The 17,252-nt window shown below is 72.5% G+C and carries 11 protein-coding genes and 3 tRNA genes; 5 read left to right on the forward strand and 9 right to left on the reverse strand.

Annotation, left to right across the window (positions count from 1 at the left end; all coding sequences use genetic code 11):
* Positions 1-52: 52 nt before the first annotated feature.
* Genes NQO67_RS02065 through NQO67_RS02085 form a run of 5 tightly spaced genes read right to left on the reverse strand, consistent with a single transcriptional unit; the run spans position 53 to position 5,241 of the window.
* Complete coding sequence (locus tag NQO67_RS02065) at positions 53-649, reverse strand: GTP-binding protein (protein WP_255945699.1); 597 nt, start codon at positions 647-649, stop codon at positions 53-55.
* The gene (locus NQO67_RS02070) at positions 630-1,076 is read right to left on the reverse strand and encodes a DUF742 domain-containing protein (protein ID WP_255945700.1); all 447 of its coding nucleotides are present in this window, start codon (positions 1,074-1,076) and stop codon (positions 630-632) included. Before NQO67_RS02070 ends, NQO67_RS02065 begins: the two co-directional genes overlap by 20 nt.
* 11 nt (positions 1,077-1,087) lie before the next feature.
* Entirely contained in the window at positions 1,088-1,510 is a 423-nt protein-coding gene (locus NQO67_RS02075; RefSeq protein WP_255945701.1) for a roadblock/LC7 domain-containing protein, read from the reverse strand.
* Entirely contained in the window at positions 1,510-4,392 is a 2,883-nt protein-coding gene (locus tag NQO67_RS02080) for a sensor histidine kinase (RefSeq protein WP_255945702.1), read from the reverse strand. Before NQO67_RS02080 ends, NQO67_RS02075 begins: the two co-directional genes overlap by 1 nt.
* Positions 4,393-4,443: 51 nt before the next feature.
* Entirely contained in the window at positions 4,444-5,241 is a 798-nt protein-coding gene (locus tag NQO67_RS02085; protein WP_255945703.1) for an MHYT domain-containing protein, read from the reverse strand.
* 685 nt (positions 5,242-5,926) lie between these two features.
* Here NQO67_RS02085 and NQO67_RS02090 point away from each other — a divergent pair.
* From NQO67_RS02090 to NQO67_RS02110, 5 genes are all read left to right on the forward strand, one after another.
* Positions 5,927-5,999 (forward strand) — tRNA-Glu (locus NQO67_RS02090).
* Positions 6,000-6,145: 146 nt separating this feature from the next.
* Positions 6,146-6,217: transfer RNA gene (locus NQO67_RS02095), tRNA-Asp, on the forward strand.
* 18 nt (positions 6,218-6,235) lie between these two features.
* Positions 6,236-6,314 (forward strand) — tRNA-Val (locus tag NQO67_RS02100).
* A gap of 33 nt (positions 6,315-6,347) precedes the next feature.
* Positions 6,348-7,772, forward strand: coding sequence for an SDR family NAD(P)-dependent oxidoreductase (locus NQO67_RS02105; protein WP_255945704.1), 1,425 nt, complete (start codon positions 6,348-6,350; stop codon positions 7,770-7,772).
* The gene (locus NQO67_RS02110) at positions 7,766-8,998 is read left to right on the forward strand and encodes a leucine-rich repeat domain-containing protein (RefSeq protein ID WP_255945705.1); all 1,233 of its coding nucleotides are present in this window, start codon (positions 7,766-7,768) and stop codon (positions 8,996-8,998) included. The genes NQO67_RS02105 and NQO67_RS02110 overlap by 7 nt, the downstream gene beginning before the upstream one ends.
* A gap of 103 nt (positions 8,999-9,101) precedes the next feature.
* On the opposite strand, the gene NQO67_RS02115 is transcribed toward NQO67_RS02110, so the two are convergent.
* The 4 genes from NQO67_RS02115 to NQO67_RS02130 form a co-directional block, all read right to left on the reverse strand.
* On the reverse strand, positions 9,102-10,247 hold the full coding sequence (locus NQO67_RS02115; protein WP_255945706.1) for a Glu/Leu/Phe/Val family dehydrogenase: 1,146 nt from the start codon (positions 10,245-10,247) through the stop codon (positions 9,102-9,104).
* A complete protein-coding gene (locus tag NQO67_RS02120) occupies positions 10,240-13,266 on the reverse strand; it encodes an FAD-binding and (Fe-S)-binding domain-containing protein (RefSeq protein WP_255945707.1) in 3,027 nt (1,008 codons plus the stop codon). The genes NQO67_RS02115 and NQO67_RS02120 overlap by 8 nt, the downstream gene beginning before the upstream one ends.
* Before the next feature lie 75 nt (positions 13,267-13,341).
* Positions 13,342-15,090, reverse strand: coding sequence for a hydantoinase B/oxoprolinase family protein (locus NQO67_RS02125; protein ID WP_255945709.1), 1,749 nt, complete (start codon positions 15,088-15,090; stop codon positions 13,342-13,344).
* Positions 15,087-17,183 carry a hydantoinase/oxoprolinase family protein gene (locus tag NQO67_RS02130; protein ID WP_255945711.1) on the reverse strand — a complete coding sequence of 699 codons (2,097 nt, stop codon included), beginning with the start codon at positions 17,181-17,183 and terminating at the stop codon, positions 15,087-15,089. Before NQO67_RS02130 ends, NQO67_RS02125 begins: the two co-directional genes overlap by 4 nt.
* Positions 17,184-17,252 lie beyond the last annotated feature (69 nt).

Genomic DNA, 17,252 nt, shown 5'->3' on the forward strand with positions numbered 1-17,252 from the left:
TGAGGGGTCTGCCCGTCGAGGTGCGGGGCCGACGGAGGCAGGGGGCGCCGCCTCACGTCGCCTTGCTGTACACCCGGCTGGCGTGCTCGACGAGGGCGATCAGCACCTCCTTGGCCGACTCCCGCTCGCGGGCGTCACACAACACCACGGGAGTCTCCGCATCGAGGTCGAGCGCGCCCCGCACCTCCTGGGGGCCGTAGATGTGGAAGCCCTCGAAGCAGTTGACCGCGACGACGAAGGGGATGTCGCGGCGCTCGAAGTAGTCGACGGCGGGGAAGCAGTCTTCGAGGCGCCGCGTGTCGGCGAGCACCATGGCCCCCAGCGCCCCGTTGGCCAGCTCGTCCCACAGGAACCAGAACCGGTCCTGCCCCGGCGTGCCGAACAGATACAGCGACAACCCCTCGCGGAGGGTGATGCGGCCGAAGTCCATGGCGACGGTCGTCGTCGTCTTGCGCTCGACGCCGCCGAGGTCGTCCACCGGGCGGCCGGCCTCGGTGAGCTGCTCCTCGGTGCGCAGCGGGCGGATCTCGCTCACCGTCCCGACCAGCGTGGTCTTGCCCACCCCGAACCCGCCGGCCACCAGGATCTTCAGCGACAGGAAGGAGCCGGGAGCATCCGGACGGGGATCGTCAGAGAGCACGGAGTCCATCGATCACTTCCTTGAGAAGGCCCGCATCGGGGAGTTGCGCCGGGGCGATCGGGCGACTGACGCGGATGTGCCCGGCGTCCAGCAGGTCGTCGAGCAGCACCCGCACCACGCCGACCGGCAGGTCGGAGTCGGCTGCCAGGTCGGCGACGGACCGGGGAGCGGCCCGGCACAGCTCGATGATCGTCGTGTGCTCGGGCGACGGCGGCGGAGCGGCCTCGGTTCCCGCCTCGTCCGCGTGGATGACCGCGGCCAGGTCGAAGGCCTCACTGGTCGGCCGGGCACGACCCGCGGTCATCGCGTACAGGCGTACCAGTGGTCCCGCCTCGTCGTCGAACCACTCGGGGGTGGACGACGGGGTGCTCGGCGCCGGGGGCGGCGGGGGCCGCCCCGATCCGTCGCCGAACCAGTCATGGGGATGGTCTGTCATGGCGGCCGGGGTCACTCCTGGAAGGCTGCGGCGTCATCCGTGCGTGAGGGCACGCCCAGATGCTCGGCCACCCGGGTCACCAGCCGTGCCATCTCGTAGGCGACCAGCCCCACATCCGCGTCGGCGTCGGTGAAGACGGACAGGCAGGACCCCTCTCCGGCCGCGGCGACGAAGAGGAACCCGCCTTCCAGCTCGACCACGGTCTGCACCACCCGGCCGGCCTGGAAGTGCCGTCCCGCTCCCTTGGCCAGACTGTGGAAGCCGGAGGCGATGGCGGCGAAGCGCTCCCGGTCGTCCCGGTGCAGTTCGTCGGATGCGCCGATGGCCAGACCGTCACTGGAGAGCACGACGGCGTGTCTGATCTGCGGTACCCGTGAGACCAGTTCATCCAGCAGCCAGTTGAGCTCACCGGAGGTCTCCTTCGTCCCGGACATCACGTTTCATCTCCCTGCGAGGGTGTCTCGGAATGGCTCGGCTTCCGTGCGGGCAGTGGCGGCCGGTCCTCCTCCGCGTTCTGGTCCGCTGTTCCCCCGGTGCGCTCGCGGGCGCTCCCCAATGTGTTCCGGTCCGCGTTCTCGTCCGCCTTGCCACCGCTCAGCCAGCCGGCGCGCAGTGCCGCCATGGTGGCGCGGGCGCGCTCCGGCGAGCGTCCGGTGGCGGCGGGGTCCGCGATGTGCGGGACGCTGCGCTGTGGCTGGTCCGGGGCGTCGCGAAGATGTGGCGAGATGTTCGCCTGCCGTACCCGCCGGGGCAGCGGGGCGGGCTCGTCCGGGCGGTGTTGTGGTGCCTGTGCGGGGTGTTCCTGCGCTCGAGTGGAACGTTCCTGCAAAGGTGTGGGGGCGTGTTCCCGGCCCTGCCCGGCGGCCGCCGCCCCGGTGCGCGCACGCGTGGGCAGCGCACCCGGTCGCCGCGGGTCAGTGCGCTCGGGAGCGGGCGAGGTGCCGGGCCCGGCGTCCGCTCGTGACGGGTCGACCGGCTCCCGGACGGGTGCCTGTCGCACCGGGGTCGCCGGGGGAGCGGTCTCGGCGCGGCCGGAGTGCTCGGTGTGGTCCGGGGACCCGGCATGGTCCGAAGGCCGTGCGTGCCATCTCCGGTCCGGATCGAAGGCGGGCCGCGTCGGGAAGGCGCCCGGCGGCTCGGTGTCCCCCTGAGGCAGGGGCTCGGCCGCCGCGCCGTGGGGCCGGTCACCGCCGCGCTGACCCGGGATGGGCGGGAGTTCCACGGTCGCCGCGCCGAGCTCGTACCCGGGGTCCTGCGAACTCGCCGGCGACGTCTCCTGCTCCAGCTGGCTCTCCGGGATGAGGACGACGGCCGTGACACCGCCGTACACGGAGGCTCGGAGGGCGACCTGGATGTCGCGGCGGTGCGCGAGCCGGTTGACCACGAACAGGCCCAACCGGTCGGTGTCGAGCAGGTCGACCTGGGAGGCGTCCTCGATCTTGCGGTTGGCCTGGGCCAGCGCCTCCCGGCTCATGCCGAGGCCGCGGTCCTCGACCTCCAGCGCCAGCCCGGCGCCGACCTTCTCGCCGCGTACCTGCACCTTGGTGTGCGGTGGTGAGAAGGCGACCGCGTTCTCCACGAGCTCGGCGATCAGATGGGTGAGGTCGGCGACGGCCGAGCCGGCCACCCGGACCTCCTCGGCGACCCGGACCTCGACACGGGTGAAGTCCTCGACCTCGGCGACCGCGGCGCGCACCACGTCGAGCATCGGTACCGGCCGGCGCCAGCCGCGGACGGGCGCGGCACCGGAGAGGATGATCAGGCTCTCCGCGTGCCGCCGCATCCGCGTCGTGAGGTGGTCGAGCCGGAACAGGTCCTCCAGGATGGCCGGGTCCTCGATGCGCCGCTCCATGGCGTCCAGCAGCTCGAGCTGCCGGTGGAGCAGCACCTGGCTGCGCCGGGCCAGTTTCACGTACACCTCGGAGATGCCGCTGAGCACCTCGGCACGCTCGACGGCGGCCTGGATCGCGGCCCGGTGCACGGCGTTGAGCGCCGAGCCCACCTGGCCGATCTCGTCGCCGCCGTGCCGCCGCACCGGTGCCTCGGCCTCGATGTCCACCACTTCGCCCGCGTGCAGCCGGCGCAGCGACCGGGGGAGCTTGCTGCCCGCCAGTTCGAGGGCCGAGTTGCGCATGCCGACCAGCTCGACGATGAGACCGCGGCCGACCTGCATCGAGATCAGCAGGGAGAGCAGCACTCCCACGAAGCCCAGCACCACCGCGATGCCGGACTCGCCGAGTACGTCGAACGCGAACGGGTCCGCCTTGTGCGCCGCCGCCGTGCTCGCTCCCGCCTCGGCCCTGTGCAGGCCCTGGAGGACCGGGTCGGTGGTCTGGTCCCACGTCGTCGTGGAGACGGTGCGGTTGGCACGGTCGGGGCCGGCGTCCTCGATCGCCCGTTCCAGGGAGCGCAGGTCTTCGTAGGACCGGCTCTTGAGGACGCCGCGGTAGGCGGCCTCGTCCGACGGGCGCAGATCGTCCACGGCGGACTCGAACAGCGTCTGCTGGGACTGCACGGCGCCGACGAAGGACCGGTAGCGCTCCGCCGGCATCCGCTTGTCCGCCTGGGCGCTGCCGACGATGGCGTCCTCGCGGGAGATCATCTCGCGGGCGCGGGAGAGCTCTTCCACGACGCGCGCCTGGGAGGCCACGTCGGGGCCCTGTCCCTGACCCGTGACGGAGGCGCTGATGCCGCTCAGCGCGCCGTCGACGGAGAAGCCCCGGTCGATCGTCGCGGTGTACCCGGCGTAGGCATCGTCCCAGTTCGTCTTCTTTGCGGTGACCTGTTTGCGCAGCGCGGGCAGCTTGTCGGCGGCGGCCGTCAGATGGCGGGTCCGGGTGAAGAGCTCGGGGCTGAGCGCGGCCGTGTCGGTGCTGTTGGCGTTGATGCCGTGCCGCAGGGCCGCCGCAGCGGTTTCGGTGCTGCTGGCCTTGCTGTTCAGGGCGCCCAGCCGCGCCGGATCGGGATGCGCCAGGTACCGGGTCGCCGCAGCGCGCTCGGCCTGCACGGCCGTGACGTAGTCGTCCACCGGCTCCAGGAGGGTCGCGTTGACGTCCTTGAACCGGGTGAGGTCCGAGACGCTCTGCGCCGTGATGACCGTGGCGAAACCCCAGAGCGCCATCAGCGAGATGATGGGGACCATCAGCAGCGCGACGATCTTCGCTCGGACGGACTTGGGGCGCAGCCGGCTCGGCACGAGCGACCACAGCCCGGCTCGGGCGTCGCGCGGCTCGCGCAGGGCGTGCCGCGTGCCGCCGGTGCGCGAGGGCCGCTCGTCGTCGTGGCTGCTCTCGGTCAACATGCGGCTTACACGCATGACTTCCTCGATCGATGGTGGGCGGAGAAGTGGGTCGGACGGCGGGGTGCGTCAGTCGGCGGGGAACCGGACGCCGCCCGCTTCGACGTCGTGCAGGCGCCGCACCGCCGACTCGGACTCCCTGCGCTGCTGGGCGGTGGGCGACAGCGCGACGAACGCGGAGGTCAGGAAGAGGAACGAACCCAGGACGACGGCGAGCGGGAAGATGAACTCGGTGGCGGTGGCGCCGGAGAGCGGGGCCTGCCCGGGCGCCACTCGTACGGACAGCGCGGCCATGCCGGTGTAGTGCATGCTGCTCACGGCGATCCCCATCACCAGGGAAGCGCCGACGGCGGCCGTCGTGCCGCGCACCGTGAGGGCGGCCCACAGAGCGGCCGTCGCAGCAACGACCGCGATCAGCACGGACAGGACCACGAGCAGCGGGGCGTACCCGAGGTCGCCGTGCAGCCGTAGCGCGGACATGCCGATGTAGTGCATGGCGGCGACGCCGAGCCCCGTGCCCAGACCGCCCACCAGCACCGAGCGGACCTGCGACCGCCCGTACCCGGCGGTGAAGACGCCGGCACCGACGAAGAGGATCGCGACGATCAGGCTCAGGACGGTCAGCGGCACGTTGTAGCGGATCGCGGAGCCGGAGACCCCGAAGCCGAGCATCGCCACGAAGTGCATCGTCCAGATGCCCGAGCCGATGGCGAGGGAGGCGAGCACCAGCCAGTTGCGCCGGGTCGCCCCGGTGGTGGCGAGAGCGCGGACCGTGCAGCGCAGACCGAGTGCACCGCCGACGCACGCCATCACAAAAGAGAGCACCGGTGTCAACCATCCGTAAGTGAAGTGATGCATCTCTCCCACGGGGCTGCCCTTCTTACTGGCTGGTTCTTACTGGCTGGTTCTGAGCGATGGACGCTAACACAGGAATTTCACATGAGGTTGGGGGTCCTCCATTTTCGACGGCGTTCAGACGCAACTACTCACGCGTATACCGCAGGTAACTGATGAGCCGTCACATCTGCAAAGCTCGACTTCACACCCTGCATGCGACCCCAAATGAGTGTGCTGAACGATGAGTTGGCTGCCGATCGCCCAAATTCACGTCGCCTCGCCGTTCACATCCGACGACCGAGCCTTCCGGTGATCGAGATCGCGGCCGGGTGGATGCCCTGGTGGCTGGTCCTGGCCGTCGGACGGTCCGCAGGTCCGGGATGGGGGGAGGGGAGTGACGGGAATTACGTCAGGTGAGATGGCCGACGGGTGTGTAGTGCGGCCGCTACATTCTGCTATTCATCCTGTTGGCAAGTGGTGCGGTGTGCGGGTCCACGGTGTTTGCGTCCGCAGCGTCCGCTGATGGTGGGGTAACGGCATTTGCAGGGGGTCCCGGATCCGAGGTGGTGCGGTGTGGTTTTTCGTACAACGACTCGGAATTTCCCCGGCATTTCCCTGATGCGGCCGAAACGTGCGCGGAGCGCCGCGGAGTGCGCGGCGAGGCGGTAATCCGATGGGGCGCGCACGGCGCGCCGGGTTAGGATCCCCGCACTGTCTGGACGTAGCGCAGAGGCAGACGCGTCCGCCCCTCAAGCGGGAAGACGCCGGTTCGAATCCGGCCGTCCAGGCAGCTCACACGTCCGGCCGTGAGCGGCACGCGTCCATGGTCGCCGTAGCACACGGGCCGTCACGTGGCCGCGCCGGCCTCCTGCGTCGGTGGAGCCGCAATTCGATGGGGCGCGCACGGCGCGCTGGGCTAGGATCCCCGCACTGTCTGGACGTAGCGCAGAGGCAGGCGCCCCCGCTTGTCGAGCGGGAAACGCCGGTTCGAATCCGGCCGTCCAGGCAGGTGGTGCCACCACACGGTCTCCGTAGCGCAGAGGAAGTCGCGCCGCCCTCACAAGGCTGGAGGACGCCGGTTCGAATCCGGCCGGAGACCACCAGGCGCAGACAGGGGACACCGGGGGCGGGGGCACATGGGCGGCAGCGGGCAGACCGAGGAGACGGCAGGCCGCGCGATCGCCGAGGACGAACTCACGGCGTTCCACCGGACCCTTTCCAAGCTGCGCGCCCTGGACGCCGACGACCCCACGCGGCTGCACGCCGAGCAGGTGGCCTTCTCCTTCGCCCGGGACGGACGGCTGCGTCGCCGCAGGGCCAGGCAGCAGCGGCTGACCCAGGCCGACGCCACGGTCACCGCCGCCACCGCCACCGGCGCCACCACCCGGCGCGAGGACGCCCCGCTGCACGCCGGCGGAACGGCCGGCGTCTACGCCCGCGCCCGCCACTGCTACGTCTGCAAGCGGCGCTACCAGCAGGCCGACGCCTTCTACCACCTGCTGTGCCCCACCTGCGCGGCCGACAACTCGGCACGTCGTGCGCTGCGCACGGACCTGCGCGGGCGCCGCGTGCTGCTCACCGGCGGGCGCGTCAAGATCGGCTTCCAACTCGCCCTGATGATGCTGCGCGACGGCGCCGAGGTGCTGGTCACCAGCCGCTTCCCGCGCGACACCCTGCGCCGCTTCAGCGCGGCGGCGGGCAGCGCGCAGTGGTTCGACCGGCTCACCGTCGTCGCGATCGACCTGCGCGATCCCCGCCAGGTGCTGGGCCTGTGCGAGCAACTGCGCGACGAGGGTGAGCCGTTGGACATCCTCGTCAACAACGCCGCCCAGACGGTGCGCCGCCCGCCGGAGTCCTTCGCTCGGCTGGCGGCAGGAGAGGCCGCCCCCGCGGACGCCGGTGCCGTCCTGCCCGGTGCCGTGCGGTCCGCACCCGGCTTCCGGCCGCTGCCCGTCGCCCTCACCGACGGGGGCACGCGACCGAGGGAAGCCGACGGCGCGCTCTCCCTCGTGCTCACCGCCGCCGGCACGGCAGCAGGCACGGACGTCGACGAAGCGGGCCTGCTGCCCGACCCCGCACCCGGCAACTCCTGGTCGGCCCGGCTCGGCGAGGTGGACCCCGTCGAGTTGCTGGAGACCCAGCTCGTCAACGCCCTGGCCCCTGCCCTGCTCTGCGACCGCCTCCTGCCGCTGCTGCTCGCCTCGCCGCACCCCCGGCGCTACGTGGTGAACGTGACGGCCGTGGAAGGCCGGTTCGCGGTGCGGAACAAGACCGCCGGACACCCGCACACCAACATGGCCAAGGCCGCCCTCAACATGCTCACCCGCACCAGCGGTCCCGAACTCATGAAACAGGGCGTCCACATGTGCAGCGTGGACACCGGCTGGATCACCGACGAGAACCCGGTGCCGAAGAAGACCAGGCTCGCCGACCGGGGCTTTCGCACCCCCCTCGACGTCATCGACGGCGCCGCCCGCGTCTACGACCCCATCGTGCGCGGCGAGGCCGGCTCGCCGGTCTCCGGCGTCTTCCTCAAGGACTATCAGGAGGCCGCATGGTGACCGAAGCGGGCGCGGCACGCTTCGCCGGAGTGCAGACGGTCGTGCCCCGACCGGCGGCCGACCTCACCGAGCTGCTCGCCTGGCTGCGCACCGGCGACGCCGTCGCCGCACGCCGGGACTTCCCCACCGGCACCGCTCTGCCCGACGGCCGGCTCGACCTGTGCAAGCAGGCCCTGGGCGCCGAAGGCGCCACGCTGATCGCCGACGCGCTGCGCCCCGGCCCGGTGCGCCATCTGCTGCTGGGCACGGACGGGCTGGGCGACGACGGCGCCGGCACCGTCGCAGAGAAGGCCGTCGAGACCGCGGTGGAGACGCTCTACCTGGGCTGTAACGGCATCACCGCAGGCGGCGCCTGCCGGATCGCCGATGGCCTGCGGGCCTCCCCGACGGTCACCGGCGTCTGGCTGAAACGCAACCCGCTGCGGGCGGGCGCCGGTGAGGCGGGGGCCAGCATCATCGAGGCCGCCCGGTCCCTGCGCACCCTCGACCTGGTGCAGACCGGCCTGGACCCGGACGGTCTTGCCGTGCTGGCCGACGCGCTGGTCACCGCCGCTAGCGCCGGCCGCCGCGTCACCCGCCTCTACGTCAGCGGAAACCCGTTGGGCCCCGCCGGAGCCGTGTCGCTCTGCCCGCTCATCGCGGCCGGCGCCCTGGGAGAGCTGTACGTCTCCGCGGCCCGGCTCGGTGACGCGGGTGCACATACCCTGGCCGACGCCCTGGCGCACGCGCCGTACGGCAGCCTCACCCGGCTGTCCGTCGCCAGCAACGGCATCGGGCCGCAGGCCGCCGCCCGGCTCGTCGCCGCGGCGGTGGCCGCCGGGGTCGAGACCCTCGACCTGGGCCGGGTCAGGGCCGCCGGCGCCCTGGCCGCAGCCGGCAACCGGATCGACGAGGCCGCCGCCGCCGCGCTCGCGGAGGCGCTCGCGGCCGGTCCGCACCGGTTGCGGCACCTGATCCTGTCCGACACCGGCATGCGCAGCCGGGAAGCCCACCGGCTCCTGGACACCGCCGGGCGCGCGGTCTCCGCCACCCGGTTCGTGCTGGGCAGGGGCATCGCCACCAGCATCCGCCGCCGGCTGAACGCGCACAGCGCCCAGCTGCCGGCGCTGCCGCCCACGCCGGCCGACGTCGCCGCGATCCGCAGCGTTCCACCGCCAGCCGCCCGCAGGCCCGCCGGACGGTCTCGACTGACGGACGAAAGGGTGTGTCCGGGCGTCCCCCCGTAACGCCCGGACACCTGCACGACACGGACGACGGGTGGGGCGAGCCGACGGCCGCGACGGGAGGCCGGGGGTCGCCCGCCGCGCCGCGCCGTGCGAGATCGTTGCTTCAGCGGGGGAGACGCCCCTTGCTCTGCATGGCGGTGCGGACGCGTTCTTCGGCCAGGCCGCGGCCGGCCGTGTGCGGCGTCGTGCCGCGGCGCCGGGCCTCTTCGAGGACGGTGACGGCGTTGGCGCGCAGCCGCCCGGAGATCGTCTCGAAGATGGTGGACGTCTGCGGCCGGAACCCGGAGTAGCGGGCGTCCATGGCGAACGCGGCGGCCACCACACCGCCGGCGTTGGCCACGAAGTCGGGCAACACCGTGACGCCCCGCTGGGCGAGCACCTCCTGGGCCTGCGGCGAGGTGGGCAGGTTGGCGCCCTCGACGACCAGGGAGGCCTTGATCTGCTGGGCGGTCTCGCCGTCTATGACATCGTGCAACGCGGCCGGCACGAGGATGTCGCAGTCGACGGTCAGCTCAAGACCGGGGGCCAGAGCGGTGCCCTGGGCCTGTCGGACCACGAAGGAGTCACCGTGTTCCGCGCGGCCGGCGAGCAGGGCCGCCACGTCCAGGCCGTCGGGAGCGTGCAGTCCACCATGAGCCGTCGACACGGCCACCACCGTGGCACCGAGCTCGGCGAACCGTGCCGCTGCCGCCGCGCCCACGGCACCGAAGCCCTGGATGGCCACCCGGGCACCCGCCAGGGGCAGCCCCAGACTGCCCGCGGCGGCATCGGTGGCTTCGGCGACGCCGTAGCCGGTGACGCCGATCCTGTCGTAGGCGACACCGCCCAGGTGTTCGGGGGTGCCGACGGCGGCCCCTCGATCTCCCAGCTCGTCCTGGATGATGGCCGCATCGCTCTCCGTCAGCCCCATGTCCAGGCCCATGACGTACTCGCGTGGCACCTCGTTGGACAGGGCGCGGGCGAACGCCCGCAGGACCGCCTCCTTGTCGCGGGACGCGGGATCGGCGACGATGCCGGCCTTGGCGCCACCGTAGAACAGGTCGACGCTCGCCCACTTCCAGGTCATGACGCGGGCCAGCCGGGCGACTTCGCCGACCGTCACGGTCGGGCTCATCCGGGTGCCGCCCTTGCCGATGCCCCGTGCGGTGTTGTCGATGACCAGCACGCCCTTCATGCCGGTGCGCCGGTGGGAGACCACGACGATCTTCTCGGGGCCCCAGTCGTCAACGAGGGAGAGTGCGTCAGTCACGTCGGTTCCTTCTCGGGAGGTCTGCGGGAGTGTCAGGGGCGGTGGGCGCGGCGGCGGAGGAGGTGCCGGGGGACGCGCCGGACGGCCGTAGGGCGTGGGCCATGAGCTGGGCGAGATGGGTACCGGCCCGGTCGGTCCGCTGGGCGATCTGGGTGCGGCAGCTGAAGCCGTCCGCGAGGATCCGGGTGTCCGCGGCCGCCGCCCGCACCGCAGGCAGCAGCACCTGTTCCCCGGCGGCGACGGAGACGTCGTAGTGGCCGCGTTCGAAACCGAAGTTGCCGGCCAGACCGCAACACCCCGAATCCAGCACCGTGTTGTCCACGCCCATCCGGCGCAGCAGCGCACCGTCGGCGCCGAAGCCGGAGGTGGCGTGCTGGTGGCAGTGGGTCTGGCTGATCGAGGCGCCGTCGACCTGCGGGGGTTGCCAGTCGGGCGCCCGCTGGACGAGGAGTTCGGCGAGGGTGACGGTGGCCTCGGCCAGCGCCCGGGCACCGGCCTGGTCGTCGTCCGTGGCGAGCAGCTCCGGCAGGTCGGTCCTGAGCGCGGCGGTGCAGCTCGGCTCCAGGCCCACCACGGGCACGCCCGCGGCCACGGCCGGGCCGAGGGCCCGGACGGTGCGCCTGGCGACGCGGCGGGCGATGCCCAGCTGCCCGGTCGTGATCCAGGTCAGCCCGCAGCACTGGGTGCCGTCGGGGACCCGGACGCGGAAACCGGCGCTCTCCAGCACCTCGACACCGGCTCTGAGGACGTCGGGCGTGAAGTGGTTGTTGAACGAATCGACCCACAGCATGACCGGGCCGCGGTGCCCGTCACCCTGCGGTGTGCGGCCGCGGAACCAGGTCAGGAAGGTCCCGTCGGCGAACTGCGGAACGCTGCGCTGCGCGGCGATCCCACCGAGCCGTTTCACGAGGGGGGCCAGGCGGCCGGAGGTCACCGCGTTGACCAGCCGCGGCATGCGGGCGGCCAGCCGGGACAGCAGGGGCAGCCACCCCATCGTGTAGTGCGACGCGGGCCGGACGCGGCCCTTGTAGTGGTGGTAGAGGAACTCCGACTTGTAGGTGGCCACGTCCACGCCCACCGGGCAGTCGGCGCTACAGCCCTTGCAGGACAGGCAGAGGTCGAGCGCGTCGCGTACCTCGGTGGACCGCCAGCCGTCGGTGATCACCTCCCCCTGAGTCATCTCGTACAGCAGACGGGCGCGCCCCCGGGTGGAGTCCTTCTCGTCCAGGGTGACCCGGTAGCTCGGACACATCACGTCGCCCCGCTGGTCGGCCGAGCGGCACTTGCCCACCCCGACACAGCGACGGGTCGCCTTCGTGAAGTCACCGTCGTCGGCGTGGAAGGCGAACCCCAGGGCCGCACGGGAGACCACCGGCAGCGTGGGACGGTGCGGGCTGACCCGCAGGTTTCCGTCGACCGGGAGCGGGTGCACGATCATGCCGGGGTTGAGGCCGTTGTCGGGGTCCCAGATGCGCTTGAACGCCTCGAACAGGGCGATCACGCCGGGCCCGTACATCAGGGGCAGCAGCTCGGAGCGTGCCTGGCCGTCGCCGTGTTCGCCGGACAGGGAGCCACCGTGCGCGGCCACCAGCTCGGCGGCGTCGGTGACGAAGGCGCGGAAGACGGCCGTGCCCTGCTCGGTGGTGAAGTCGAAGTTGATGCGCACGTGCAGGCAGCCCTCGCCGAAGTGGCCGTAGACGGCGCCTTGCAGGTGGTGCCTGTCCAGGAGGTCGGTGAACCGGCGGAGGTAGGAACCGAGCTGGTCGGGCGGGACGGCGGCGTCCTCCCAACCCGGCCAGGCTTCCGCCCCTCCCCCAGCCTCCGGCTGGGAGGTGCCCCCAGGCAGCCGGGTGGCCAGGCCCGCCCCGTCCTCGCGGATCCGCCACAGCTGCCGGGCGCGGGCCGGATCGGTGATGACCTCAGCCCCGGTGAAACCCTTCGCCTCTGCGGCGCGCGCGGCCAGGGTCCGGGCCCGTGCGGGCAGTTCGTCCGCGGTGCCCCCCAGCTCGGCGAAGAGCCAGGCCCGGGCGGTGGGCAGGGTGTCGATGGCGGCCCGGGTCCCGGGCCTGGTGACGATGTCGGTCAGGGCCTGGTCGATCCCTTCCAGGGCGAGCAGCCGGTGGTCCAGCAGGGCGGGTACCGCGTCGGCGGCAACGCACGCGTCCTGGAAGCCGATGACGACCAGTGCCCGGGCGGGCGGCGGGGAGACGAGGCGGACGGTCGCCGAGAGGACGACCGCGAGCGTGCCCTCGCTGCCCACGAAGGCCCGGGCGAGATGGAACCGGTTCTCGGGCAGGAGGTGCTCCAGCGCGTACCCCGACACCTGCCGCGGGAACCGTCCCAGCTTCGTCCGCAGGGCGGCCAGGTTCTTCTGGGCGAGCCCGTACAGGGCCGCGATCAGCCGGCCGCGGTCGTCGTCGGCGGCGATGGCCTCGTCGATCTCGCGCCGGGTCATCTCGCCGAGCCGGACCACCGTGCCGCGGTAGGTGACCACTTCGAGTTCCGTGACGTTGTCCGCGGTGCGGCCCCAGGCCACGGAGTGGGTCCCGCAGGCGTTGTTGCCGATCATGCCGCCGAGCGTGCAGCGGCTGTGCGTCGAGGGATCGGCGCCGAACACCAGGCCGTGCCGGGCGGCGGCGGACTGGAGATCGTCCAGCACGATGCCGGGCTGCACCGTCGCGGTGCGCGCCCCGGGGTCCAGGGCGAGGAGCCGGTTGAAGAAGCGGGAGAAGTCCAGCACCACGCCCGCGCCGACGGCCTGCCCGGAGGTGCTGGTGCCCGCGCCGCGGCAGGTGACGGGAACGCCGAGCCGGCGGCAGACCGCCAGGGCGTTGAGGACGTGCCGGCGCTCGCGGGGGAAGACCACGGCCAGCGGAACCTGCCGGTAGTTGGACGCGTCGGCCGCGTACTGCGCCCTGCGGCCGGCGTCGCCCGCGACCTCACCGCAGTCCCCACGGACGAGGGCTTCGGCCAGTTCCGCCGCAGCCACCCCGCCGGGGACCTGCACTGTCGTGGTCACTGTGCTCGTTTCCTTCCTTCACTGGTCGTGCGACGGTGGCGGCGTCGTCCCGTTGCCGGGCACGGCGCTCGTGCGTCAGCCGCGGGCCCGCACGACGCGGTAGGACTCGGGAGGCCGCACCAGGGCGTCGGGATCCCCGACGTACTCAATGTGGACCCCGTAGCGCTCACGCGCGGCCTCGCAGGTCACGTAGCCGTTGACGACGTCGTCGAGCACCCGCTCGACAGGACGTGCCTTCGGGTCGCCGTAGCCGCCCCCGCCGGGGAACCGCAGCCGGACCACGGAGTCGGAGCCGAGCCGCACCAACTGCTTGCGGGGCAACCGCTCCTGGGTGGCACTGTCGGTGAACTCGCCGGGACCGCCGGGCAGTCCGCCCAGCGCACCCGGAGCGGGGTTCTCGATCCGGTCGATGTTGGCGTTGACCGTCCAGCCGTGCTCGCCGCGCCGGCCGACCCGCACCACCTGTCCGAGGCCGCCCCGGTACTCGCCGGGCCCGCCCGAGTCGGGGCGCAGCTCGCGCTGGAGCTGGACGAGCGGGGTGAGCGTCTCCAGCACCTCGGTGGGGGCGGCCCGTACGCCGGTGGGGAAGCCGGTGGTGTTGAGACCGTCCTTGCCGGGGCGACCGCCCACTCCGCCGGCGCCGAACACGGTGAGGGTGAACGGGTGCGTCTCCGCCATGTCCGCGCCGCGCCACACGGTCATCCACAGGGCGTCGGAGCTGGTGGCGGGCAGTCCCTGGGGAACGGCGGGACGCAGCGCGTCGAACAGCAGGCTCGGCAGGAAGTGCCCGACCAGATGCCGGGAGGCGACCGGTGCGGGGTCGATGCAGTTCAGCACCGAGCCGCGGGGCGCGCTCACCCGGACCGGGCGGAACGATCCTGCGTTGTGCGGGACCTCCGGGGCCAGGGCCGCCTTGATCGCGAAGGAGGTGTACGCCCGGGTGTAGTTGAGGACCACGTTCACACCGTGCGGGGACTGCGGCGACGAGCCGGCGTAGTCGATGTCGATGTGGTCCCCGTCGATGGTCACGGCCACCGCGAGATCGATCGGCTCGCCGTTGAAGCCGTCGGACGTCATCCGTGACTCGTACCGTCCGTCGCGCAGCGCGCGCAGTGCGGTGCGCAGGGCCTTCTCGGAGCGGAGCATGATCTCGGCGGCGACGGCGTCGATGCTGTCGAGGCCGAACTCGTCCATCATCCTGCCGAGGCTGCGGGCGCCCACCTGGTTGGCCGCCACCTGCGCGTAGATGTCGCCCATCGTCTCGTCGGGGGTGCGCACGTTGGCGCGGATGAGCTCTTCCAGGGTCTCGTTGGGCCCCGCGGCGCTGCGCAGTTTGAGGACGGGCAGGCGGAGCCCCTCCTCGAACACCTCGGTGGCCGCCGCGGACAGGATCCGCCCGCCGATGTCGGGCGAGTGGCAGCAGCTGGCGAACCAGGCGACCAGCGCACCGCCGCGGAAGACGGGGGTGGCGACCGTGATGTCGTTGATCTGGCCCGCCGTCATCCAGGGGTCGTTGGTGATGAGCACGTCGCCGTCGGCGAGGACGCCGGGCGGGTACTTCGCCACGATGTGCTGCATCCCGGTCGCCATCGCGTTGATGTGCCCCGGGGTGCCGCCGGAGGACTGGCCGATCATCTCGCCCCGGCTGTCGAACACCGCACAGGCGAGGTCGAGGGATTCGCGCACCACCGGGCTGAAGGCGGTGTTCACCAGCGCGGCCTGCGTCTCGTCCAGCAGGGAGTGCAGCCGGTTGGTCACCAGACCGACCACGACCGGGTCGACCGCACCGGCCGGACCGACGGGGGCAGGGGGAGTGGTGGTCATCGGGTCTCTCCAGGGGTGAACTCGACGAGGATGCTGCCGTCGTCGCCGACGGTGCAGGTGGCGGCGGGCGGCACGACCAGGGTCGACTCCCGCTCCTGCACCAGTGCCGGCCCTTCGACGGCCGTGCCGACCGCGAGCCGGTACCGCTCGTAGACGGCCGTGGACACATAGCCGCCGGCCGAGGGGAAGTAGGCGTCGCGGTGGCCGACGAGGGCGGCTTCGGCCGTGGCCGGGCGGTCCCGGCGCAGCTGCGCCTGCGGGTCCGGGCCCCGGGAGGCGACGCGCCAGGTGAGGATCTCGATCCTGACCCCGACGGGCGCGACGGTCCCGAACCGCTGCCGGTACTGCTCGGCGAAGCCCTCCGCCAGGGCCGCACGCCAGTCGCCGTCCAGCGCGGGCGCCGGTACCTCGATCTCGCTGCCCTGCCCGACGAAGCGCATCTCCAGGGTGCGCTCGTGGACGATGTCCGCCTCCGGCACACCGGAACCGCACAGCACCTCGGTCCCCTCGCGTTCCATCGCGCCGAAGATCTCCTCGGCCGTGGCGAGGTCGACGGTGTGCAGTTCCGCATGGCGGGAGCGGACGATGTCGATGGACATCGGCGCGGACAGGAAACCCAGGGCGCTCAGCACCCCAGCGGCCGGCGGGACCACCATGGTGGGGGAGCCGAGCGCGCTCGCCACGCCGGGGCCGTGCAGGGGACCGTTGCCGCCGGAGACGAACAGCGGGAGGCGGGTGGGGTCCTGGCCCCGTTCGATGGCGTGCACGCGGGCCGCGTTCGCCATGGACTCGTTGGCCGTCGCGTGGATGCCCCAGGCGGCCTCGGCCACGCTGATGCCGAGCCGCCGGGCGATCTGGTCCTCGACGGCGGCGGCCGCCCCCGTGGCGTCCAGGGTCATGTCGCCGCCCAGGAAGCTGTGCGGGTCCAGATAGCCGAGGACGACGTCCGCGTCGGTGACGGTGCAACGGGTGCCGCCGCGGCCGTAGCCGACCGGTCCCGGCTCGGAGCCGGCCGAGTCGGGACCGACGGTGATCAGGCCGAGCGCGTCGACCCGGGCGATCGAGCCGCCGCCCGTACCGATCTCGATCATGTCGATCACCGGGGCCCGCACGGGCAGTCCCGAGCCGGCGCGCAGCCGGTACACCCGGTCCACCTCGAAGGTGTGGGTGACCAGCGGGCGGTGACCCTCGATCATGCAGAGCTTGGCGGTGGTGCCGCCCATGTCGAAGGCCATCTGGTTCGGGCGCTGCGCGCCGCGGCCGAAGGCGACGGCTCCCAGTGCGCCGCCGGCAGGACCGGACTCCAGCATCCGGATCGGGAACCTGCGGGCGACGTCGATCGCGGCGACTCCACCGTTCGACAGCATGATCAACGGGTCGCGGCGCAGCCCGAGGCCGCGCAGCCGGGTGCGCAGGTCCTCCAGGTAGGTCTCGACGAGCTGCTGGACGTAGACGTTGGCCAGGGTGGTCGAGCTCCGCTCGTACTCGCGGATCTCGGGGTTCACCTCGCTGGACAGCGCCACCCGCAGCTCCGGGGCGGTGGCCCGGATGATCTCCCGGGCCTGCCGCTCGTGCGCGTCGTTGGTGTGGCTGTGCAGGAAGCACACGGCGACGGCCTGGACGTGGGCCGCCGCCAGCTCGGCAGCGAGCTGCTTCACGGTGGTCGTGTCCAGCGGTGTGTCGACCGTCCCGTCGGCCAGCACCCGCTCGCGCACCCCGAAACGCAGATGCCGCGGCACGAGGGGGCGGGGCAGTTCCAGGTCGAGGTCGTAGAGCTCGTAGCGGTGCTCGCGGCCCATCTCCACCACATCGCGGAAGCCCTCGGTGGTGACCAGCGCGGTCCTGGCGCCGCGGCGCTCGATCAGCGCGTTCGTCACCAGGGTGGTGCCGTGCACGAACGTGGTGATGTCCGCGGGGTCCAGCCGGTGCGCCACCAGGGTCTCCCGCAGCACTCTCTCCACGGCGGCGGCGGGCTCGCTGTGGGTGGTGAGCGTCTTGCCGACGGCGACGATCCCGGAGTCGTCGAGGATCGCCATGTCCGTGAAGGTGCCGCCGATGTCTACCCCGACACGCAGTGCGCGGGAATGGGTCATTGAAGTCCTCCGGGGCCGTTCAGAAGGTGCGCGGGGCCTGGGAACCGGCCAGCAGCGCGCCCGGTGGAC

Origin of the sequence: Streptomyces odontomachi (assembly GCF_024435355.1) — a bacterium.
Classification (GTDB): domain Bacteria; phylum Actinomycetota; class Actinomycetes; order Streptomycetales; family Streptomycetaceae; genus Streptomyces; species Streptomyces odontomachi.